The following is a 22277-nucleotide window of genomic DNA, read 5'->3' as shown; positions in this document are numbered from 1 at the left end:
TGATCGGCGCGCGGGCCTGCCCGCCGTTGAAGGTATCGACATGGATCGTTTTTCCCGCCTGCCCCGCGCCGCGCTGCTGATCGCCAGCCTGCTGGCGACTGCACCGGCCTGGGCCAACAGCACCGAATGCCGCGAGCGCTACCCGAGCGTGGCCGCGCAGGCGGCGATGCTGGACGTGGCCTGGACCACCGCCGAGCGTCTCGATGCGCTGCCCGATGTGGACGTGGTGGTCGCCGCGCGCGGTGGCCAGGACCTCAGCCGATACGGCCTGCGCCACAGCCACCTGGCCTTCCTGCTGCGCGAGGACGACGGCCGCTGGCGCGCGATGCACCTGCTCAACCGCTGCAAGACCGACAGCTCGCAGCTGTACCACGAGGGCCTGGGCAACTTCGTCGGCGAGAGCGGCGGCCATACCGACCTGCGCATCGGCGTGCCGTCGGCGCCGCTGCGTGCTGCATTGAAGGCGATGCTGGTGTCGCCGTCGATCCAGCCCAAGGCGCTGCACGAGACCAGGTACAACGTGGTCGCCTACCCGTTCGCCACCGACTACCAGAACTCCAACCAGTGGGTACTGGAGGTGCTGGGCGCGGCGATGGCGCAGGCCGATGGCGCACCGGCCATCGTCAAGCGCGAACAGGCCCAGCAATGGCTGCGCCAGCAGAAGTACCAGCCCAGCGTGCTGCATATCGGCCTGGGCAAGCGCGTGGGTGCACGCCTGTTCATTGCAAACGCCACCACCACCGACCACCCCGCCGGCGAACGCATTTCCGGCAACTATTCGGTGGTGACGGTGGAATCGGTGTTCGACTTCCTGCACCAGCGCAGCCAGCTGCAGCAGGAACTGGTGATCCCCCATGTGCCGGTGGCCGGTGCTGCTGCCGCCACGCCCTGAATCCCGCGAGGAGAACGACATGCGTCCGCTGCCTGTTTCCCTGATGTCGATGGTGATCATTGCCGGCCTGCTCGGCGCGAACACCGCCCATGCCGAACGCCGCATCATCATCCTGCAGGACCCGGGTCCGCAGGGGCCGAGCCTGGAAATGTCCGCGCCCCTGGTGGCTTCCGCGCGCGCCGCCGCTGCCAAGGAAGCCCGGGATGCCGGGCTGCCGCCCGGCCACGGCGCATCGGTGAAGCTGCCGCAGATGCAGGTGAGCGCCATCGCCACCACCGTCGACGGCCGCCGCGAAGTACTGCTGCGTGATGCCAACAACCCGCAGAACACCGCGTCGATGCAGTGGCCGAAGCGCCCCGGCGATCCCGCCGTGCAGTTCACCGTGGGACAGACCGTGAACTTCGAGCCGACCGGCACCGACCAGGGCTGGCAGGTGAAGGACAACCTGGGCCGCCCACTGGAATACCTTCCCGAGGCCACCGGCCCGCGCGACATTTTCGATACCCGGCGCTGAGCCGCCGCCCCCACGTTGACCAGGAGGTCTCCATGTTCCGTTGCCTGCGCATTCCCGCGTCCGCCCTGCTGCTCTCGGCGCTGCTGGTGCCCACTGTCCATGCTGGCGCCGCGCCGCAGTTGAACAGCAGCGAGGCCAGCGTGATCGTGACGTCGTTCGTGGTGCTGTCGTTGCCACTGGCGGCCTCGATGGGCTTGTCCGAACTGTCCAAGGCGCCGTTCAAGGCCAGCGAACGCAACGGCCGGGCCACGCGCACCAAGGCAGTGCCGCTGCCGCCGATGGAGGTGAAGAAGGTGGAGACCACGCCGGAGGGCGAGCGCCAGGTACAGCTGCAGGTGCCGGACAAAGCCGACCAGACCGCCACCCTGCGCTGGCCGGCGCGCGTGCATCAAGACCAGGCGGCAGGCTTCGTGGTCGGCCAGCAGGTGCACTTCGACCCCACCGAAGCCGGTGCCGGCTGGACCGTGAAAAGCGCGCAGGGCCAGGCACTGGCTTACGTGCCCACCGCCTACGCCGCTGGCGACGTGTTGAGCGAAGCGCTGTAAAGCTGAACGAGTGGTTTTGGCTTTGCCGCGGGCCGGGCGGATAATGGGCGATCCCCTTTGTCCCCCTGGCTCGCCATGTCCGTGCGTCCTGCCCCTCTTTTTGCCCCGCTGACCCCGCGCGCCCTGGTGCTGGCGGTACTGGCGATGGGCGCGGTGGTGCTGCTGTCCAACGTACTGGTGCAGTACCCGATCAACGATTGGCTGACCTGGGGTGCCTTCAGCTATCCAGTCGCGTTCCTGGTCAGCAACCTGATCAACCGCCGCTTCGGCCCGGGCCCGGCGCGCCGCGTGGCGTGGATCGGCTTCCTGGTGGCGGTGGTGTTGTCGGTGTGGGTGGCCACGCCGCGCATCGCCATTGCCTCGTGCTCGGCCTTCATCGTGGCGCAGCTGCTGGACATCACCGTGTTCGACCGCCTGCGTCGTGGCAGCTGGTGGCGCGCACCGATGGTGGCCACCACCTGCAGCGCGACGGTGGATACCACCATTTTCTGGTCGATCGCGTTTGCTGGTTCCACCCTGCCGTGGGTGAGCTGGGCCGCCGGCGACCTGGCGGTGAAGCTGGCGATCGGCGTGTGCCTGCTGGCCCCGTTCCGCGCGTTGTTGTGGAAGATGGCGCCACTGCGGGCCACCAGCTGACCGCACATGCTCTGGTGGGTGCCGACCTTGGTTGGCACGCTCCATCGGAGTTCATTACCGCTGGCGGATTGTGCCGACCAACGGTCGGCACCTACCAGGAGCGGGCATCGCAGGGCCATTGATCCGGTGGGTGCCGACCGTTGGTCGGCACGCCCTGCAGAACTCATTGCTGCCGACAGATTGTGCCGACCAACGGTCGGCACCTACCAGAGCGGGCATCGCAGGGCCATTGATCCGGTGGGTGCCGACCATTGGTCGGCACCCCCTGCAGAACTCATCGCTGCCGACAGATTGTGCCGACCAACGGTCGGCACATACCAGGAGCGGGCATCGCAGGGCCATTGATTCGGTGGGTGCCGACCGTTGGTCGGCACGCCCTGCAGAACTCATCGCTGCCGACAGATTGTGCCGACCAACGGTCGGCACCTGCCAGGAGCGGGCATCGCAGGGCCATTGATTCGGTGGGTGCCGACCGTGGGTCGGCACGCCCTGCAGAACTCATCGCTGCCGACAGATTGTGCCGACCAACGGTCCGCACCCACCCAAAGTGGTTGCAGCATTTGCCCCCGCTCAGGCGAACGGCAGCTCCGCGGCTCTGCACGCTGCCGTAATCGCGGCACACGCCTCTTCAATCGCAGGCGTGGTCGGCGCCAACCGCGGGCGCCGGTCCAGCGTGCAGGCCAGGCCTACGTCCAGCAGCGTGGCATGTGCCCCATGCAGTGCATGCGCGGTGGCATCGGGAAAGAAACCGGCCACCGCCAACGCATCGATCAACGACGGTGTATCGCGCGGCTGCAGCAGCACCGCATGCTGCGCACTGCGCGCCAGCACGCCGGTCTGCAGCAGGAACTCCAGGTCCACCACGCCGCCGGCACCCTGCTTCAGGTCCAGTCGTGCGGCATCGCTGCGGTCCAGTTCGGTGCGCATGCGGCCGCGCATCTTCAGCACGTCCGCATACAGCACACCCGTGTCGCGCTCACGCCCAAGCGTTTGTGCACGCACCTGCTCGAAGTCGGCCAGCAGGCTGGCATCGCCGGCCACGCCACGCGCGCGCACCAGCGCCTGGTGTTCCCAGGTCCACGCGCGTTCGCGCTGGTATTCGGTGTAGCTGGCCAGCGAAGACACCAGCGAACCCTTGCCACCGTCCGGGCGCAGGCGCACGTCGATGTCGTACAGGCGCCCGGCAGCCGTGACTGCACCGAGCAGCGCCATCACCTTCTGCGCCAGGCGCGCATACCAGCGGCCCGGCTCCAGCGGCCGTGCGCCGTCGCTGGCGTCCAGGCCCGCCGGGTTGTCGTGCAGGAACACCAGGTCCAGGTCGGAACCGAAGCCCAGTTCAAGCCCACCCAGGCTGCCGTAGCCGATGATCGCGAAGCGCCCACCGGGAATTCCGCCGTGTGCGGCATGCATGTCCGCTTCGGCCATCGCCAGCACGGTGACCACCACCGCCTGCGCCAGCTCGGCCAGTTGCCGGGTGCTGTCCACCGCGCCTTGGCGCCCGTCCAGCGTAGCCATCGCCATGCGGAAGCTGAGCGCCAGCCGCGTTTCGTTGAGCCAGCGCAGCGCGGATTCGGGATCTTCCACCACCAGCACCTGCTGGCACTCGGCCAGCATGCCGGCGGCATCCGGCATCGGACCGGACACGCGTACGTCCAGCAGTTCGTCCAACAGTAGCGGATACGCCGCCAGGCGCTCGGCCAGCAGCGCGCTGCGCGCCAGCACATCGACCAGCCGCGCCAACGCGCTGGGTTGCTCGTCCAGCAGCGCGAGATAGCTGGTCCGGCGCAGCACCGCCTGCAGCAGGCCAAGCACACGCTTGAGCGCGGCGTCGGGTTGTGGCGAGCGCGTGGCCGCATGCAGCAGTGCCGGCAGCACGCGATCCAGCCGCGCACGCGCGGCATCGGACAAGGACTTCACGCCGGTGCCCTGGGCGAAATCGCGCAGTGACTGGTCTGCGCCGTTGGCATCGAGGAAGCCGGCTTCGGCCAGCAGTGGTGCGTTGCTGCCTTCGGGCAGGCTGCGCCAGTAGTTGGCCAGCGCGTCGGGCGCGGCCTGGCCCTTGCGCGGCGCCAGCAGCGCGGCGAATTCAGTACTGACCCGCTGCTGCTGTTCGGCCAACGCCGCGCGCAGCACGTCCCAGTCCGCATAGCCGAGGCCGACGGCGATGCGTTCGCGGTCCAGCGCGTCACTGGGCAGTACGTGGGTCTGCGCGTCGCGCAGCATCTGCAAGCGGTTCTCCAGCCGGCGCAGGAACAGGTAAGCCTCGCGCAGTGCGGCGCCATCCTCGGGCGCGATCTGTCCGGCGGCGACCAGTGCATCCAGCGCCACCAGCAGGCGACGCTCGCGCAGTGCCGGTTCACGGCCACCGCGGATCAGCTGCAACGCCTGGCACAGGAATTCGATTTCGCGGATGCCACCGGCGCCACGCTTGATGTCCTCGTGCAACTCGCGGCGCGCGACCTCGGCGGTGATCGCCGCCTTCATTTCGCGCAGGCCATCGAGCGCGGTGAAATCGAGGTAGCGGCGGTACACGAACGGGCGCAGGGTCTGCAGCCACGCTTCACCGGCGGCGATGTCGCCGGCCACCGCGCGCGCCTTCAGCCACGCGTAGCGTTCCCAGTCGCGGCCCTCGCGCTGGAAATACTGGTCCATCGCCGCGAACGACAGCGCGACGCGGCCGGCGCTGCCGAACGGGCGCAGGCGCAGGTCGACACGGTGGCTGAAGCCATCGACGGTGGTTTCGTCCAGCAGCTTGGCCAGGCGCTGGCCGAGGCGGGCGAAATACTCTTCGGCGGCCAGCGCGCGCGGGCCATCGGATTCGCCGCCGTGCGGATAGGCGTAGACCAGATCGATATCGGAACTGAAGTTGAGCTCGCCGCCGCCCAGCTTGCCGAGGCCGAACACGACCAGCTGCTGCGGCGTGCCTTGGTCATCGGCGATGACGCCATGGCGCTGGGCGAATTCCTGCTGCAGGGCCTCCAGCGCCAGCCGCAGGCAGTCTTCGGCCAGGGTGGTGGCGCCGGCCAGGGTCTGCGCCACGTCGTCCAGCCCGGCAAGGTCGCGCCAGATCAGCCGTGTGGACATCGCCGCACGCCAGCGCCGCAGCTGTGCCGGCCAGTCGCTGGGCTGCAGTGGGTCGAGCACCGGCGCTGGGATCGGCGGGCAGCCGGGCGCGGCCAGCTGCGCCAGCAGCGCCGGTTGCCGCACCAGGGTGTCCAGCGCGAAGTCGCTGGTCACCGCCAGGCGGGTCAGCAACGGCAGCAGGTCGGCCGGGATGGGCTCTGGCAGGACTTGAGCCAGACGCGCCAGGGCGCGGTCGACAAGAGGCTGCAGGGAGACGGGCAGATCAGCGGGGGCGAGGGTCATGCACTGATTGTATCGACCCGGCCGGGGCGCAACGGACCCGGTAGTGCCGGCCGCTGGCCGGCAACCCCGGTAACCTTCGGCAGCATCATCGGATCTGCCGGCCAGCGGCCGGCACTACCAAGTCAACGGATCTGCCGGTTAGCGGCCGGCATTACCAACAATGGAGGCCGCGTATTCATACTGGGCGACAGGCAATAAAAAAGCCCGCTTGCAGCGAACTGCCAGCGGGCTCTGCTCCCTCCCCCACGTCGGGATGCAGGGCCATCGTGCGGGCTGCGAAAGCACTTTGCACGCTGCACTGCAAAACAAAACCGACGGGTTTGGGTGAGCCCCTGGGGAAAAGCCATTCCACGAAGGTAGAACCCCCCGTACGGATGAGGATGGCCGATAATCGGAATTCCCCCCAGCAACACGTGTCGTCATGTCTGTTGATCGCATCGCCAACGCGCGTCTCCGTGACCGCGTGGTCTCCGCAGAGGCCGCAGCCGCGCTGATCCAGCCCGGTGAAACCGTGGCCATGAGCGGCTTTACCGGCTCCGGGTATCCCAAGGCCGTTCCCGTCGAACTGGCCCGCCGCATCGAAGCGGTGCATGCCCAGGGCAACCCTTTCCAGATCAAGCTGATGACCGGCGCCTCCACCGCGCCGGAACTCGATGGCGCGCTGGCCAAGGCCGATGGCATCGCCATGCGCATGCCGTTCCAGAGCGACCCGGATGCGCGCAACCGCATCAACGAGGGCAAGCTGGACTACATCGACATCCACCTCAGCCACGTTGCCCAGCACGTGTGGTTCGGCTTCTACGGCGAGATCGATACCGCCGTGATCGAAGTCTCGGCCATCCGCGAGGACGGCTCGCTGGTGCCTTCCACCTCGGTCGGCAACAACAAGACCTGGCTGGACCTGGCGAAGAAGGTGATCGTCGAGGTCAACGAATGGCAGCCGGCCGGCGTCGACGGCATGCATGACATTTACTACGGCACCGCGCTGCCGCCGCACCGCAAGCCGATTCCGCTGGTGAACGCCAACGACCGCATCGGCGACACCGCACTGCGCTGCGACCCGGACAAGATCGTGGCCGTGGTGCGCACCAACGGCCCGGACCGCAACAGCCCGTTCAGCCCGATCGATGCGACCAGCGAGCAGATCGCTTCGCACCTGATCGAGTTCCTCAAGCATGAGGTGAAGAAGGGCCGCCTGCCGCCGAACCTGCTGCCGCTGCAGTCGGGCGTGGGCAACATTCCCAATGCGGTGCTGGCCGGCCTGGCCAAGAGCGGTTTCCGCGACCTAGCCGCGTTCACCGAAGTGATCCAGGACGGCATGCTCGACCTGCTGCGTGATGGCGTGCTGAGCTACGCTTCGTGCACCGGCTTCGCGCTGAGCCCGCAGGCCAACGAGACGTTCAAGGAGAACATCGATTTCTACCGCGAGCGCATCATCATGCGCACGCAGGAAATCTCCAACCATCCGGAACTGGTGCGCCGCCTGGGCTGCATCGGCATGAACGGCATGATCGAGGTGGACATCTACGGCAACGTCAATTCGACGCACGTGATGGGCACGCGGATCATGAACGGCATCGGCGGTTCCGGTGACTTCGCCCGCAACGGTTTCCTGTCGGCGTTCCTGAGCCCGTCCACCGCGAAGAACGGCACCATTTCGGCGATCGTGCCGATGGCCAGCCATGTCGACCACACCGAGCACGACGTGTCGGTGATCGTCACCGAACAGGGCCTGGCCGACCTGCGTGGCCTGACCCCGCGCAAGCGCGCGCAGGTGCTGATCGACAACTGCGCGCATCCGGATTTCCGTCCGCAGCTGCAGGATTACTTCGACCGCGCCAGCCGCGAGAGCTACGGCAAGCACACCCCGCACCTGCTGCCGGAAGCGCTGTCGTGGCACCAGCGTTGGCTGGATACCGGAACGATGAAGGGCTGATTGCGTTGGGGGTCAGAGCCCTTTTCTGCCGAAAAGGGATCTGACCCCGATCATGCGCAACGTTGGGGTCGGATCCCTTTCTACAGGAAAGGGCTCTGACCCCAGCTACGGAATCGGGTAGTGCCGGCCGCTGGCCGGCTTCCCCAACAGCCGGCCAGCGGCCGGCTCTACCTTCACGCGGTGCGCAGCGCCGCCAGCGACTCAGCCTGCAGCCGCTCGTAGATCTCGAACTCGTCATTCACCGCCACGCCCAGCGCCTGCTCGAAGGCCTCGCGGTTGGCATGTGCGGCATAGGCGCGCTGTTCTTCACCACCCAGGTTCGACTGGAAGATGCCCGCGGCACTGACCGGCAGGAAATCCTCGTAGACGATCGGATCGGCCGTGGCCAGGCCGGCGGCCACCAGCACTTCGGCCGGCAGATCCGCCACGCGCTCGGGCGCGGCACGGCCGGCGTCGGTCAGCTGGTAACGGTAGTAGCCCAGTCCTTCCTGGCGCAGCGTGTCATGGTCATCCGGGAAGCTGGCGAACACCGCCTGCAGGCGCTGGCCGTAGTCGCCAACGGTACTGCCTTCGCCACCGGCATCGCGTGCCTGCGACAGCAGCTGGTCGTACAGCGCGCGGCCCTTCGGGGTGAGCGCAAGGCCGCGCTGTTCGATCTCGCCGAAGCGCGCGGTATGGGTGCCGGCATCGCCGCCTTCGCCGCCCGGGAAATGCACGGCCTCTTCCAGTGCCTTGAAGCTGGTCTGGCGCAGCAGGATCGGGCAGGCGCGGCGCGGCGGGCCCTCGATCACCGCCTTGGCCGCCATGCCGTGTTCGATCATCGCCGCCTGCGCAGCGTCGATGTCCAGCGTACGCGGGGTCAGGTGGTTGATGTGCGGGCCACGGAAGCTGACCACGTCGGCCACCAGGCGATGCGCGTTGTGCAGCGCGTGGTAGGTCGGCAGGTCGACGGTGGCATCGCCGTGCCAGCGGAAGGTTTCCAGCGCTTCGTCGACGAAGCGTTCGGCATCGGCCTGCGACAGGCCGCCGTCACGCTCGGCCTGGTCGATCAGCGCCAGCGCGCCCTCGGTGAAGATGCGGCGGCCTTCGAGGATGCGCGCGGACTCGGCACGCAGCGCTTCGTCTTCGATCAGCTCCAGGCGCAGCAGCGAGGTGAACACGCGGAACGGATTCTGCGCCAGCGCGGCGCCGGTGAGCGGGCGGAACGCGGTGGAATGCACCGGCACGCCCGCGACCGACAGGTCGTAGTAGCCGACCGGGTACATGCCCATCACGGCGAACAGGCGGCGCAGCGTCGCCAGTTCCTGCACGGTGCCGACGCGGATCGCGCCGTGGCGTTCTTCATCCAGGCGCGCGCGCTCGTCGTTGCGCTGCAACTGCGCGGCCAGAGCGGGGTCCTGCGCCAGCACCTGCGCGTTGATCCGCTCCACCAGTTCCACCAGCGTGCCGTACAGCGGCACTTCGGTGCGGTACATGCGGGACATGGCCTGTGCGAACAGGCGGCGGATCACATCAGGCGAAACCAAAGAGGCGCTCATCAGTCACTCGATTACGGGAACGGGGGAACAGCTCGGACCCGTATTGTCGCCGGAGCGCGGGGCGGCGGCGATATGCAGAGCAACATGAAACAGATCGGTAGTGCCGGCCGCTGGCCGGCATCCGCTGCGAGCGGGTATCCCCAGGTTGCCGGCCAGCGGCCGGCACTACCGCTTCAACTGGCGCTTCAGGGTGGCATCCAGGGTGATCGGCCGGTCCCAGTGCTGGTAGCTGGCCACGATGGCGTGGCGCACGGCCCGGTAATGCAGGTTGTCCGGCTTGGTGGACATCCGCTTCACCACCGCTTCCCAGCCGCCGTCCGGGTCCTGGCTGAAGGCGCGCACGCTGTCGCGGCAGGTCTGGCCGCTGGCCTTGGCCCAGAAGCAGGCGAAGTAGATGTCCCCGGCCTGCCAGCCATGGGTGGTGAACAGCGCGCTGATGTAGCCACGGGGCACATCGGCATAGCGCGATACCTCATCGAGAAAGGCATCCGGGTAGCGTTCGGCGTAATGGTTGATGTCCTGCAGCTGGGCATCAACCCAGCTGTCGCCGGTTGCCACCTCATACGCAGCCGAACGCTCGGCGGTCTGCTGGGCCAGCACGGTGGCCGGCGCCAGCAGCAGGGACAACAGCAACACGCGCAGTCGGTAATTCATGCCCCGATTCTGCCGCAGCCGCCGGGCCCTGTCAGGCCGCCGCAGCGGCCTTGGCTTCGATCGCCGCCAGTGCGGCCGGCCAGTCGTGGGCGGTGTCGGCGGTGACCATGCGCGGTTCATCATCGGCGACGCCGTGCTGGGTCTCGTGGGCCCAGGTCACTGCGTACGGGGTATGCACGCCCCAGCCTCCCAGGGTAACCACCGGCTCGATGTCCGAACGCAGCGAGTTGCCGACCATCACGAAGCGCTGCATGGGCAGGTCGAATTCGGCCAGCACGCGGGCGTAGGTTTCCGGGTCCTTCTCCGAGACGATCTCGATGCGCGGGAACAGCTCGCCCAGGTTGGCGACCTTGATCTTCGCTTCCTGGTGGAACAGGTCGCCCTTGGTGATCAGCACCACCGGGTAGTGCTCGGCGATGGCCGCCACCGCTTCGCGCACACCGTCGATCAGTTCGACCGGGTGGCGCAGGGTGTCGTGGCCGATATCCAGGATGCGCTGGATGTCCTTCGCTTCGATGCGCTGCCCGGTGATGTCGATGGCCGCTTCGATCATCGACAGCGTCATGCTCTTCACGCCGTAGCCGAAGGTGCCCAGGTGGCGCTGCTGCACTTCCAGCAGGTGGCGCGCAGTCTGGGTGTCGTGCACGTCGACGTAGCGCGACAGCAGGTCAAGGTAGTCCTGCTCGGCCTTGCGGTAGTAGTCCTCGCTCTTCCACAGCGTATCGTCACCGTCAAAACCGACCAGGCCGATGGCGCGCGACGGCGCAGGCGTGGAGGTGTTCATCGCGCAAGGATACAGGGGCCGTGGTGACGAAAAAAACCCGGGCGGCCGAAGCCGCCCGGGTTCCCATACGCCCCGATACAGGTCTTACCTGCCCTGCGCACCCTGCGCTGCGCCGCCGGCGCCGGCCTGCTGGGCGGCCACATAGGCCTTGTACTCATCGGCGCTCAGCTCGCCGTCCTTGTTGGTATCAGCCTGGTCGAACACCTGGGCCAGGCCCGCGTTCACCTGCGCCTCGGTCTTGCTGATGGTGCCGTTGCCATCGGTATCGATGCTGGCCCAGGTCTGGCCACCGCCGTTGGCCTGCGCCGATGCGGCTGCGGCAGCGTCGGTCGCCTGGTCGGCGGCCTGGCCGGCCTGTGCAGCCGCCTGCTGGGCCTGTGCGGCCTCGTTCTGCGCATGCGCCGCCTGCTGCTTGGCCGACTGGGCCATCGCCGGAATGGCCAGCACGCTGCCAGCGGCGACGATCAGGGCGATCAGGGGCTTGCGGTTGCGAATAGTCATCAGGGGTGTCTCCTGCCAATTGGGTGGTGTTGCGCGGCGTGTTGTCTCCGCACGGCACCTACCCTGCCACCCCGTTTCTGAATCGATTTTGCCCCGCGACCGGCGTCAACACGCACCATTAACCACTCGCCCCCGCGCATGCATTAGCACGGTGGTTAGCAGCAAGTGAGCAGCTCATAAGATGCGCATTCAGCGCTGCCGGATTTAACCGGCAACCAACGAAAAACCTGCGTCAGTCGACGGTTTTTTCCGATGACCGCGAACTGAACAACACCCACCCCAGCGCAACACCGGCGAGCGCACCGGCGATTTCCAGCACCACGCGGCTGCCGAGTTCGTTCGGATCGTGGATGGTGGCCAGGAACAGGCGCGCGTACAGCGGCGACTCCAGCCGCACGATGCCCATGTAGAACAGCTTCCATGCATCGATGCCGGCGGAGATGATCACGGCGATGACACAGGACCACCCGATCGCGTGACCCGCGGTCCAGTGCAGGAGCCGGCACAGCTGCGACCACAGGAAGTACACCAGCAGCCCGACCAGCAGGGCGATGGCGCCGGCTTCCAGGGTACCGAGCAGGCCGAAGTGCAGGGGAAGGTTCATCGGGTGGGCAGGGATGAAGAGGCGGCCAGTGTAAGGGATCTACCCCGGACCCAATCCGGTAGCCACAGTAGATCCATGCCATGCGTGGATGAATCTCCATCGAGATCGAGTATCTCGACGATTGAACAAGAAGCAGCCGACGAACAAAGAGCAGCCGAGCATGGACTCGGCTCTACAACGGACCGCGCGGGAAACTGTCAGAGGCTGGGCGGTGCCGGAGTGCGGGGTGTCAGCCGCATGGATGCGGCTGCCAAGCCTCCATGGACGGATTTACGGCGTCCCCGCACTCCGGCACCGCCAAGCCATCCCACGGAATGCACGCTGTTGCTGTTGCGTCTGATGTTGCCGGCCAGCGGCCGGCACTACCGCGGGTGCAGGGCGCAGCCCTGCCGATACCCCTACCGTACCGGGACGTCGTACGCGGTGCCGGGATCCGGTTCGGGCTGCAGGGTGTAGTGCCACCACTCCTGCGGATAGTTGACGAAGCCACGGCGCGCCATCGCCTGCACCAGCTGCTGGCGGTTCGCCTGCTGCACAGTGCTCAGCCCGCTCGTCCGGGTATGCGCGCGCGGGCCAAAGAAATCGAAGTCGGTGCCCATGTCCAGCGGCGTGCAGGCGCCAGTGCGGCAATCCAGCAGGCCAAGATCAACCGTGGCGCCACGACTATGGCCAGAACGCTCGGCGATGTAGCCGTCGGCAAGCAGCCGTGGCTTGTCCAGGTCCGGGTACTGCTGTGCCTTGCGCGAGAGTTCGCGCGGATCGTTCACCCAGGCCATGAAGGCCTGCACCGAGCGCACCGGCCGGTAGCAGTCGTAGAGGCGCAGGCCAAAGCCCTGCGCGCGCAGATCCTGTTCTACCTGCGCCAGCGCTTTCGCCACGGGCGCCAGCAGGTAGCAGGATGGCGCCTCATAGCCGGGCACGCGCGCGCCGGTGAAGTTGTTGGCATTGGCGTATCGGATGTCCATGTCGATGCCTGGCGACAACGTGCGGATCTCCACCAATCCGGCGCTGGCCGCATCAGTGGCCGGCGAAACGCGCGGTGGCTCAGCGGCGTTGGCGGTCGCCGCCAGGGCAGTCGCCAGTACGAGTGAAATGCAGGTCCTGGAAGTCATAGCTGAAGTCGATGTCAGGATCGATGGCGCGCAGGTCCAGTGTCGGCGCCGGGCCCTGGCCCGGCTGCAGCCACGCCTGCGCCTCGTCACCCAGCGTATCCCAGCGCAGCAGCCAGCGCCCCTGCAGTTGCAGCACGGCCGCTTGCAGCCTGGGCGACTTGTCCACGCTGAAGCGCAGGCCATCCTTGCCCGGGCACAGCGAAGCCGGGCCCAGCCAAGGGTCGGAGTAGCGGCCCTGCCAATGCGGCAGGTCATTGCCGCGTGCCGGCTGTGCGGCGGTGGTTGCTGGCCGTTGATGGCCAGATGCTGCCTGCGCTGCCCGGTCAGCCTTCAGTTCGGCCAGGTACTCCATCGCAGGGCGCGCATCGTCTGGTGCGGTGAAGCGCTTCAGAGTGGCCTGCATCAGCGCCGTGCGTGCATCCTCGCCTTCGCCGTTGATCAGCATCACCACGCCGACCCTGCGGTCAGGAAGCAATGCCAGCGACGAGTACATGCCCGACAACGTGCCGGTATGCGCCACCTTCCACTGCCCGTCCATGTCCGACACCCGCCAGCCATATCCATAACCGTAGAAATGCGCGTTGTCCCAGCGCCGCTGGCGTTCACCCAACGGCATCGGCATGTGCAGGGTCCACAGCGTGCGCCGCTGCTCGCTGCCCAGCCAGTCCGGCACCAGCGCGGGATCGAGCAGTACCTGCATCCAGCGTGTCATGTCGCGCAGCGAACAACGAATGCCACCCGCCGCCATCGAGGGCAGGTCCGGACTGATTGCAGCATCGGCGTTCACCACCTCGTTGCGTTCACCACGCCAGGCATGCGGCTGTGCCACGTTGCCCACGTGTCTCACCGACCACGCACCCACCTGGCAGCGCGTCATGCCCAGTGGTTCGAACACCTGCTCGCGCATCAGCTGGTCATACGGCTTGCCACCCGCTGCCGCCGCCACCTCGCCGGCCACCACATACATCAGGTTGTCGTAGGCATAGTGGCTGCGGAAGCTGCTGACCGGTTTCAGGTGCGCCAGCCCCGCAATGATGTCGGCACGGGTGAACGCGTTCGGCTCCGGCCACAGCATCAGGTCACCGGCGCCCAGGCCAAGGCCATTGTTGTGGATCAGCAGGTCGCGCACCTGCATCTGCTCGCCCACCCACGCATCGTGCATGCGGAAGCCCGGCAGATGCCGCTGCACCGGATCATCCCAGCGCAGCGTGCCCTGCTGCACCAACCGCGCCAGCAGCGCAGCGGTCATCGCCTTGCTGTTGGAGGCGATCTTGAACAGCGTGTCCTCGTCGATGCGGCCGCCGTCACCGCGCGCGCCGGCCGCGTGGCGATGGACAACCTGCCCATTCTCGACCACCGCCAGCGCCAGCCCGGGCAGATGCTCGGCCCGGACCACGGTCGCGATGTCGGCATCGATGGCTGCACTGTCGACCGACGAAGCGGACGCTGCGGCCAGTGCCGCCGCGAGGATCAGCAGGTGGTGCATGCGGTCAGCCCCTCCATTGCCCGCGCCGTCACGGTGGAAGGCGCGGATCGTGGCCTCAGAAGTTCCAGGTCACCACCAGCTGGGTGTAGCGCGGGGCCTGCCAGCGCGTACCGGTAGCGAACGTCGCCTCGCGATACTGGCCGGGCTGCGCCTCGTAGCGCTGGTGCACGTTGATGGTCTTCTGGTTGTTGAACAGGTTGTACACCGACAACCGGGCGCTGAGGTCGATGCCCTCCACCGGCAGGCGCCAGGTCACGTTGGCGCCCATGGTCCAGGTCCACGGCAGGCGACCAAACGCGCCGCGCGGGCTGTACTCGAACTGGCGCTGGTTGTACGGGCCCGAACAGTTGGCCACGCACAGCCAACCGGTGCCACCACCACTGCCTTCACTGGACGTGCTGCCACCGGCGATGGAGTCGTTCGGCCACATCACGCCGTAGGCGGTGATCGGGCCACCGGACTGCACCTGCAGCGTGGTGCCGAACGACCACTGCTTGTTCAGCGCATACGCGGCACGCAGCTTGAACTGATGGCGGAAATCGTTGAACAGAACACCATAGCGTTCATTGGTGGCCGGGTGGTCCCAGAACTGCACCATGCCGGTGTCGCCGTAGTTGGTATCGGAGTTCACCGGGCCTTCGAAGTTGCCCTCGCTCTTCGACCACAGGTAGGACGCGTTGAACATCCACTTCTCGTCCCAGGCGCGGTCGATCTGGAACTCCAGCGCCTTGTAGGTGCGCTTGGGCTTGGAGTAACCGATCACCTCGCCACTGCCGCCCTTTCGATAGCCGCTGTTGGCGGTGTCGATGGTGATCCAGCCTTCGTTGGCGCAACCGATGCTCTTGTCGCCCCAGATCGTCAGGCTCTCGCCCGGGTTGGCGATCGGCCACAGCGTGCTGGGGGTCGGGCCGCACGGGGTGTAATTGATGCGGATGTCATCCAGCGCGCGGGTCATGCGCCGGTAGGTGGCATTGACGCCCCACGACCAGGCCTGGTTGATCATGTTCTGGAAGCCCAGGATGTATTCGTCCTGGTAGACCGCCTTCAGGTCGCGGTCCACGCTCTGGCGCAGGTCGGCACCGCCGGTGTTCATGCGGGTGTCGGTGGGCCCGATCTGCTGGCCGACGATCGGTGCCATGTACGGCGAACCGGTCGGCGAGGTTTTCTGCTCCCAGCCGTTCAGCACGTAATAGCTGTATTCGTCGGTCAGGCCACCGGCGAAGTTCACGTTGATGTTGTTGGTGACCGGCAGGTAGTAGCGGCCGGCGTTGCCGAACAGCTTGGTGCTGCCATCACCGCGCATGTCCCACGAGAAGCCGACGCGTGGCGCGATCAGGTCGTCCATCTTGATGAACGCCTTGCCGGCGGCGGTGCGGTTCTCGAAGCGGTCCCAGCGCACGCCGAGGTTCAGCATCAGGTTCGGGGTGATGTTCCAGATGTCTTCCAGATAGAAGGCATTGGCCTCGGTCTCGAAGGTGCCGCCGGAGCGGCGGTTGCGAGCGCGCAGCATCTCGGTGACGCCAGCCGGTACGTAGGCGTTTGCGCCATCCCACACTTCATCGCCGGGGCGCGCCACGTAGGCGGTGTAGCTCAGCTCGGTCGGCCCTGGGTAACGGGTGGACTGCTTGGTGGTCATCAGTTCGCGGTCGACACCGAAGCGCAGCAGGTGATCACCGAGCTGCCATTCGAAATCCAGGCGCGCGACATCGCGGGTGTCATCGCGCTCGGCCACCGCCGCGCCGGTCGGGTGGCAGCCCGCGCGCAGCCCCTGCAGCTTGCCCAGCCGCGGGCCGTAGGTGCTGTCGGTGAACACCGGGCTGCAGGCCTGGTCCAGCGACGAGTTGGTGAAGGCACGCTGCTTGTTCTGGCCGACCATGGCGCGCGCGGTGAAATTCTGGCCGAAGTGGCCGGTGTAGGTGGCCGACCAGTTGCGGCCGCCGGTCTCGGTGACCGAGTCGCCGCCCCAGGAACCGATCCGGTCCGCATTCCAGTTGTAGCCGTACGACGCGTTGGTGACATCGCCCTCGTCGGAGAACGCCAGCAGCGCCAGGCTGTGGTTGTCGTTGATGTTCCAGTCCAGCTTGGTACCCCAGAAGCCGTTGCCGGAGTCGTTCTTGAACCAGGTACTGCCATCGGACGAGGTGTTGTGGCCCTTGTCGCTGCGGTCCTCGTACATCGCGAACAGGAACAGCTTGTCCTTGACGATCGGCCCCGAACCCCAGACGTTGGTCTTCAGGAAGGAGTTGTTGTCGCGGCTTCCGTAGGAATGCGGGGTGCCGTCGCGGTGGAAATGATCGCCGCCACTGGCGCGCCACGCACTGGGCTCGGCGGTGACTTCAATGCCGCCTTCGAACTCGTTGCTGCCCGAACGGGTCACTGCATTGATCACGCCACCGGTGGAGCGGCCGAACTCGACCGAGTAGCCACCGGTCTTGACCTGGAATTCCTTGAAGAAGGCGAACGGCGCGGTGCTGAAGCCACGACGGGTATACATGTCGGTGACATTCAGGCCGTTGATGAAGACCGCATTCTCGGCCACCGATGAACCGGCGAACGACAGGCCTCCGAATGACGAGTTGCCGCCGACCACGCCCGGCGCCATCAGCGCGACCGCGGACAGGTCCTGCGCTACCGGCAGCCGCGAGATCTCCTGGCGGTTGATGTTGAACGAGGTTTCGGTGGAGTACACATCCACGCGGTTGACCACGCGGGTGCCAACTACCTGCAGTGCATCCAGGTTGGTGACACCGCCGCCGCTGCCCAGGTTGACCGTGGTGGTACCGCCGACGGCAACGCTCACCGATACCTGGTCGCCCAGCTTCTGGTCATCGCGGCTGAGCTGCAGCTGGTAGTCGCCCACCGGCAGCTGGCCGAGGCGGTAGCTGCCATCGGCGCCTACGGTGACGGTACGGGTCAGGCCGGTGCTGCTGCTGACCACGGTCACCTGGTCACCGGCGGTTGCACGGCCGGCGACTGCACCGCTCACGTTCTGTGCCATCGCGATGCCGGGCAGCACTACGCCCAGACACGCCCCGAGGGCGACGCACAACGCCGCCCGCTTGATGCTGTAAGCCTTCATCCCCTGCTCTCTCCTGCAAGAATTGAATGGTGTGGAATGCGATGTGTCGCGCTAGCGTTGCCTGGCTGGCAGTACCCGCCACTGGAAGTCGTAGCTCCATTGGTCGAAGTACAGGTTGCCGCCTGCCCACTCGGCCTCGCCGCGCTGCGAGTCGACCGTTTCCGAGCGGAAGTGCTGCTTGGCCGGCACGAAGGGCTGGCCGAAATCGTCGTTGAAAGCAATGCGGTAGCCGTCGAGGCCACCCAGATAGAAATCGCGCAGTGCCGGCACATCGCTGGCAAGCGCGCCGGTGGTCACGTCCATCGGCAGCCAGCCGTATGGCGCCAGGTAGACCTGTCCCCAGTCATGCAGGTTGTTGTAGCCGCTGCCGTCGCTGGAGAACACCATGCCCGACTGCCAGCGCGCAGGAATGCCGTTCATGCGCAGCAGCGCGATCAGCAGCAGGGTCTGCTGCCCGCAATCCGCATGGCCGGCGCGCAGCGCATGATCACTGATGTTGCTGAGCGTCGAGTATTCGCGCGCACCGGCCCATGGAATGCGGTCCACGGCGGCAAACAGCTTGCGCACCACTTCATAGGGGCGCGTCTCGCCCTGCAGCACCTGCTCGGAGAACAGCTTCAGCGCCGGGGTGAAACGCACATGCGGCAGCTGCTCGGCCAGATAGGGCTTCAATGCGGGATCATTCGGGGTGGCCTGCACCTTCGCAGGATCGATCGCGGTGTGTCGCGCGAAGACCGTTACCGCATAGCGGATCTCGAACCGGGTCGGCTTGCCGGCTACGGCTTTGGCTTCCAGGTAGGCGGTGCGCTGCAGGGTACTGGCCGGTGCCACCCGTGCCTTGCCCGGGGCGCTGCCCAGCCACTGCACCTGTTCCTGCTGGCCCGGGATCTCGCGCGGGTATGGAATCCAGGCGCGTACGGTTTCACCCGCCGGGACGGCATCGGCTTTCACCGTGAGCGACTGGGTGAACTCAATGCGCTGCGGCAGTACGGACGCCTGGCCACTCTGTTCGGCTGCGGCAAGCACGCGCGCGTGGTGCGCGTTGAGCACTTCGTTCGGGCCCGGCGGTGACATCGGTGCATCCGCGCGGCGGCGTGCGCGTGCTTCGTCACTGAGCAGGAACAGGTTCGACGGTGCGCGCTTGAAATACCAACGCGTACCATCGATATCGAGATGCTCGATCAGGCCGAGTTGATCCCACCGCGCGAACTCCTCGTCGGTCAGGTCGGGAATCCAGCGGCGCACGGCCGCCTTGGCGGCGGTTTCGTCGAGGGAAAAATCCTGGCGGATGCGGCGCATGCGCTCACGCTGGAACGCGCCTTCGGCAGCATCGCTCCCGGTCGCCAGCAGCGCATCGGCGTCGCTGAAGCGGCCGCTGTCGATCAGGTCGATCACCTGCGTTTCGCGCGCCCGCTGCTGGCTGCTGCGCCCGTCTGCCGCCTGCGTGGCCGACGCCCACAGCAGCAGCGCGGCACACAGGCCGGCAGCAGCAGGCAGACGCGGTTTGCGAACGGCAGGATCCACAGCGACACTTCCCCAGCGCGGGTGGTAACGGCTGTGTAACACGGGCCGGGATGCCGGTCAATAATTTATTCTTGCTTTCGATGCCAAAAGGAATAAATATTCCAACAGGCATTCGAGGAGGGTGTGCACCGCATGAGCCTGGCTTCCCGCGAACCGCACCGGCGTTGGCCGCGCCGGTTGACCCTGGCCCTGTGCCTGCTGGCCGCACCGGCCTTTGCACAGGCGGCACCGCCGCCCGACCCGGGTGCGCCGCTGCCCTATGTGATCGGCCTGCACGAGGCCTACCTCACCCCGCAGTACTGGGCCGCGCGCCTGGACAACGCTGATGCGCCGATTCTGGATCGCACACAGATCGAGGCGCAGAACGCGCGGATGCGTGCGCAGGACAGCCATATCCAGGACATCGCCACACTGCCCGCCCAGCTTGATGCGGCGACGGTGCGTGCCAGCATCAGCGCGCTGTCCAGCTGGCCCACGCGTGCACTGTTCAATGAGACGGGCCAGGCCATCGCCCCCGCGCTGCGCAGCGGCATCGAAGCCAACCTCGGCCTCGATGCGATTCCTGCCCAGGTGGCACCGGCCTACGGGCTGGTGGTGAAGCGCGCGGCACTGCGTACCTTCCCCACCCGCGAGCGCGTCTTCAGCACCACCGGTGATACCGACATCGACCGCTTCCAGGAATCGGCGCTGTTCCCCGGCGACAAGGTCGCGGTGGTTCACCGCAGTGCCGACGGCCGCTGGCTGTTCGTGCACAGCGAGCGCTACAGCGCGTGGATCGAAGCCGATGCCATCGCCAGCGGCGACAAGGCCACGGTGCTCGGCTACGGCGCGAAGGGCCCGTACCGCATTGTCACCGGCGCCACCGCGCAGACCGTCTACACCCCGGAGGAACCGCGCGTATCGCGCCTGCAGCTGGACATGGGCGTGCGCCTGCCGGTGCTGGCCGACTGGCCTGCGTCAGAGCCGGTGAACGGCCAGCAGGCGCATGCCTCGTGGGTGGTGCAGTTGCCGGTGCGCGAGGCCGATGGGCGTCTGAAGCTCGTACCGGCGCTGCTGCCGCGCTCGCAGGACACCGCCGCCGACTACCTGCCACTGACCCCGCGCCTGCTGCTGCAGCAGGCCTTCAAGTTCCTGGGCGAACGCTACGGCTGGGGCCATGACTACGACACCCGTGACTGCAGCGGGTTCGTCTCCGAGATCTACCGCAGCTTCGGCGTGCTGCTGCCGCGCAATACCAGTGCACAGGCGGTCAGCCCGGCACTGGATCGCCTGCCGTTCACCGACAAGGTCGGCAAGGCCGCGCGCGACCGTGCGGTCACCGAACTACAGGTCGGCGACCTGGTCTACATCCCCGGCCACGTGATGATGGCCATTGGCCACGTCGACGGCCGCACCTGGGTGATCCACGATACGGCGGGCGGCAGCTGGTTCGGTGCCGATGGCAGACGTGTGCAGGCCCATCTCAATGGTGTTTCGGTCACGCCGCTGGAGCCGATGATGGCCAGCGATACCGTCCGCTACATCGACCGCATCACCAACATCCAGCGCCTGCGGGCCAAGACCCCCTGAATGAAGATCACTGCCATCGAACTGGGCATGCTGCGCGTGCCGCTGAAGACGCCGTTCAAGACTGCCCTGCGCACGGTGGAAACCGTGGAAGACGTGGTCGTACTGATCCGCACCGACACCGGCAACACCGGTTACGGTGAAGCCCCGGCCACCGCGGTGATCACCGGCGATACGCACGGCTCGATCATCGAAGCGATCCGCCACTTCATCGCCCCGCGCCTGATCGGCCAGGACGTGGTCAACCTCAACCGTCTGTGCACGCTGGTGCAGACCGCGATGGAGCGCAACACCAGCGCCAAGGCAGCGGTGGAGATCGCGCTGTACGACCTGTGGGCGCAGCTGCACGGTGCGCCGCTGTACCAGATGCTCGGTGGTGGCGACCCGGTGATCACCACCGACATCACCATCAGCGTGGACTACATCGACAAGATGGTGGCCGATTCGCTTTCGGCGATCGAACGCGGCTTCGAGTCGCTGAAGATCAAGGTCGGCAAGGACATCGGCCTGGACATCGAACGGGTCAAGGCGATCCATGCCGCCGTGGAAGGCCGCGCCCTGCTGCGACTGGATGCCAACCAGGGCTGGACCGCCAAGCAGGCGGTGCATGCGATGCGTACGCTGGAAGAGGCCGGCGTGGTACTGGAGCTGCTGGAGCAGCCGGTGAAAGCCGCCGATATCAGCGGGCTGAAGTACGTCACCGATCGCGTCAACACGCCGGTGATGGCCGATGAAAGCGTGTTCAGCCCCAGCCAGGTGATGGACCTGATCCAGCAGCGCGCGGCCGACATCATCAACATCAAGCTGATGAAGACCGGCGGCCTGTCCAACGCGATCCGCATCGCCGACACCGCCGGCATCTACGGCGTGCCGTGCATGATCGGCTGCATGATCGAGTCGAGCATCAGCGTGGCTGCCGCCGTGCACCTGGCCGTGGCCAAGAGTGATGTGATCACCAAGGTTGACCTCGACGGTCCCTCGCTGGGCCAGTTCGACCCGGTTAGCGGCGGCGTGCATTTCAACGAATCGGAGATCAGCATCAGCGACGTACCGGGGCTGGGCATTACTGAGGTGCGTGGGCTGGAGATGCTGGGTTGAACCGCACAGTCGAGCATGGCTCGACTCTACAGCGGCCACGGGTGACTGACGCTTGGTCGGGCGTTACTTTTCTTTTCGCGAAAAGAAAAGTAACCAAAAGAAACGCTCCGCCGGCCGCGAGCCGACGTGCTGCGCACGTCGGTGCCCTGCGCTCCTCGGTCCGCCGGGGGACGGCGCGGAACTCGCTGCGCTCAGACACCCGCGCCTCTTCGCCCTCGCCGGACCTGCGGTGCTCGGCTCGCTTGAAGGCGGACTCAACGACAGCTCCGGGTAGATCCACGCCACGCGTGGATGCTCCTGCTTCTGCTCTACCTCGTATCCTCTTCGCGGCTGGCACGCGCGCGATCTGTCCGGGGTCGGGCGGGCGGGGCTTGCGGGGGTGTCCGCCGCATGGATGCGGCGGCCAAGCCTACACGGACGTACTTGCGGCGTCCCCCGCAAA

17 protein-coding genes are annotated in these 22277 nt (G+C 66.9%); 7 read left to right on the top strand and 10 right to left on the bottom strand.

The window, feature by feature from the left end:
• The first annotated feature begins 40 nt into the window (after positions 1–40).
• The 4 genes from AC5P5X_RS17645 (at position 41) to AC5P5X_RS17630 (ending at position 2587) form a co-directional block, all read left to right on the top strand.
• Positions 41–892: a DUF2145 domain-containing protein gene (locus AC5P5X_RS17645; RefSeq protein ID WP_043035713.1), complete on the top strand. Its 852-nt coding sequence runs from the start codon at positions 41–43 to the stop codon at positions 890–892.
• Positions 893–911: 19 nt separating this feature from the next.
• Positions 912–1406: a hypothetical protein gene (locus AC5P5X_RS17640; RefSeq protein ID WP_111189102.1), complete on the top strand. Its 495-nt coding sequence runs from the start codon at positions 912–914 to the stop codon at positions 1404–1406.
• A 32-nt stretch (positions 1407–1438) separates the two neighbouring features.
• Positions 1439–1951, top strand: coding sequence for a hypothetical protein (locus AC5P5X_RS17635; protein WP_012478963.1), 513 nt, complete (start codon positions 1439–1441; stop codon positions 1949–1951).
• A 75-nt stretch (positions 1952–2026) separates the two neighbouring features.
• A complete protein-coding gene (locus AC5P5X_RS17630; protein ID WP_060380532.1) occupies positions 2027–2587 on the top strand; it encodes a queuosine precursor transporter in 561 nt (186 codons plus the stop codon).
• Between the two features lie 570 nt (positions 2588–3157).
• Here the strand turns inward: AC5P5X_RS17630 and glnE are convergent.
• Positions 3158–5953 carry a bifunctional [glutamate--ammonia ligase]-adenylyl-L-tyrosine phosphorylase/[glutamate--ammonia-ligase] adenylyltransferase gene (gene glnE / locus AC5P5X_RS17625; RefSeq protein WP_111189096.1) on the bottom strand — a complete coding sequence of 932 codons (2796 nt, stop codon included), beginning with the start codon at positions 5951–5953 and terminating at the stop codon, positions 3158–3160.
• Between the two features lie 421 nt (positions 5954–6374).
• Between glnE and scpC the strand changes: the two genes are divergently transcribed.
• Entirely contained in the window at positions 6375–7889 is a 1515-nt protein-coding gene (gene scpC / locus AC5P5X_RS17620; RefSeq protein WP_005407828.1) for a succinyl-CoA:acetate CoA-transferase ScpC, read from the top strand.
• A gap of 173 nt (positions 7890–8062) precedes the next feature.
• On the opposite strand, the gene hglS is transcribed toward scpC, so the two are convergent.
• From hglS to AC5P5X_RS17575, 9 genes are all read right to left on the bottom strand, one after another.
• A complete protein-coding gene (hglS, locus tag AC5P5X_RS17615; protein ID WP_111189097.1) occupies positions 8063–9427 on the bottom strand; it encodes a 2-oxoadipate dioxygenase/decarboxylase HglS in 1365 nt (454 codons plus the stop codon).
• Between the two features lie 165 nt (positions 9428–9592).
• Positions 9593–10081 (bottom strand): hypothetical protein, encoded by a 489-nt coding sequence (locus AC5P5X_RS17610; protein WP_111189098.1) that lies wholly within the window; start codon positions 10079–10081, stop codon positions 9593–9595.
• 31 nt (positions 10082–10112) lie between these two features.
• Positions 10113–10865, bottom strand: a complete 753-nt coding sequence (locus AC5P5X_RS17605) for an HAD family hydrolase (RefSeq protein ID WP_012478958.1) — start codon at positions 10863–10865, stop codon at positions 10113–10115.
• 84 nt (positions 10866–10949) lie between these two features.
• Positions 10950–11366: an EF-hand domain-containing protein gene (locus tag AC5P5X_RS17600; RefSeq protein ID WP_049418551.1), complete on the bottom strand. Its 417-nt coding sequence runs from the start codon at positions 11364–11366 to the stop codon at positions 10950–10952.
• Between the two features lie 232 nt (positions 11367–11598).
• Complete coding sequence (locus AC5P5X_RS17595; RefSeq protein ID WP_012478956.1) at positions 11599–11970, bottom strand: hypothetical protein; 372 nt, start codon at positions 11968–11970, stop codon at positions 11599–11601.
• 398 nt (positions 11971–12368) lie between these two features.
• Positions 12369–13082: a M15 family metallopeptidase gene (locus AC5P5X_RS17590; RefSeq protein WP_087803659.1), complete on the bottom strand. Its 714-nt coding sequence runs from the start codon at positions 13080–13082 to the stop codon at positions 12369–12371.
• Positions 13015–14568, bottom strand: coding sequence for a serine hydrolase domain-containing protein (locus tag AC5P5X_RS17585; RefSeq protein WP_111189099.1), 1554 nt, complete (start codon positions 14566–14568; stop codon positions 13015–13017). Before AC5P5X_RS17585 ends, AC5P5X_RS17590 begins: the two co-directional genes overlap by 68 nt.
• Before the next feature lie 55 nt (positions 14569–14623).
• Complete coding sequence (locus AC5P5X_RS17580) at positions 14624–17647, bottom strand: TonB-dependent receptor (RefSeq protein ID WP_099479115.1); 3024 nt, start codon at positions 17645–17647, stop codon at positions 14624–14626.
• A gap of 51 nt (positions 17648–17698) precedes the next feature.
• Positions 17699–19171 (bottom strand): transglutaminase-like domain-containing protein, encoded by a 1473-nt coding sequence (locus AC5P5X_RS17575; RefSeq protein ID WP_049460875.1) that lies wholly within the window; start codon positions 19169–19171, stop codon positions 17699–17701.
• A 132-nt stretch (positions 19172–19303) separates the two neighbouring features.
• Between AC5P5X_RS17575 and AC5P5X_RS17570 the strand changes: the two genes are divergently transcribed.
• Positions 19304–20740 (top strand): C40 family peptidase, encoded by a 1437-nt coding sequence (locus AC5P5X_RS17570; protein WP_111189100.1) that lies wholly within the window; start codon positions 19304–19306, stop codon positions 20738–20740.
• The gene (locus tag AC5P5X_RS17565) at positions 20741–21835 is read left to right on the top strand and encodes a dipeptide epimerase (protein ID WP_111189101.1); all 1095 of its coding nucleotides are present in this window, start codon (positions 20741–20743) and stop codon (positions 21833–21835) included. It begins immediately after the preceding gene.
• The last annotated feature ends 442 nt before the right edge of the window (positions 21836–22277 follow it).

It is taken from the genome of Stenotrophomonas sp. YJH_SMC_91, from assembly GCF_059368495.1.
This window is presented reverse-complemented; position numbering and strand designations above follow the sequence as displayed.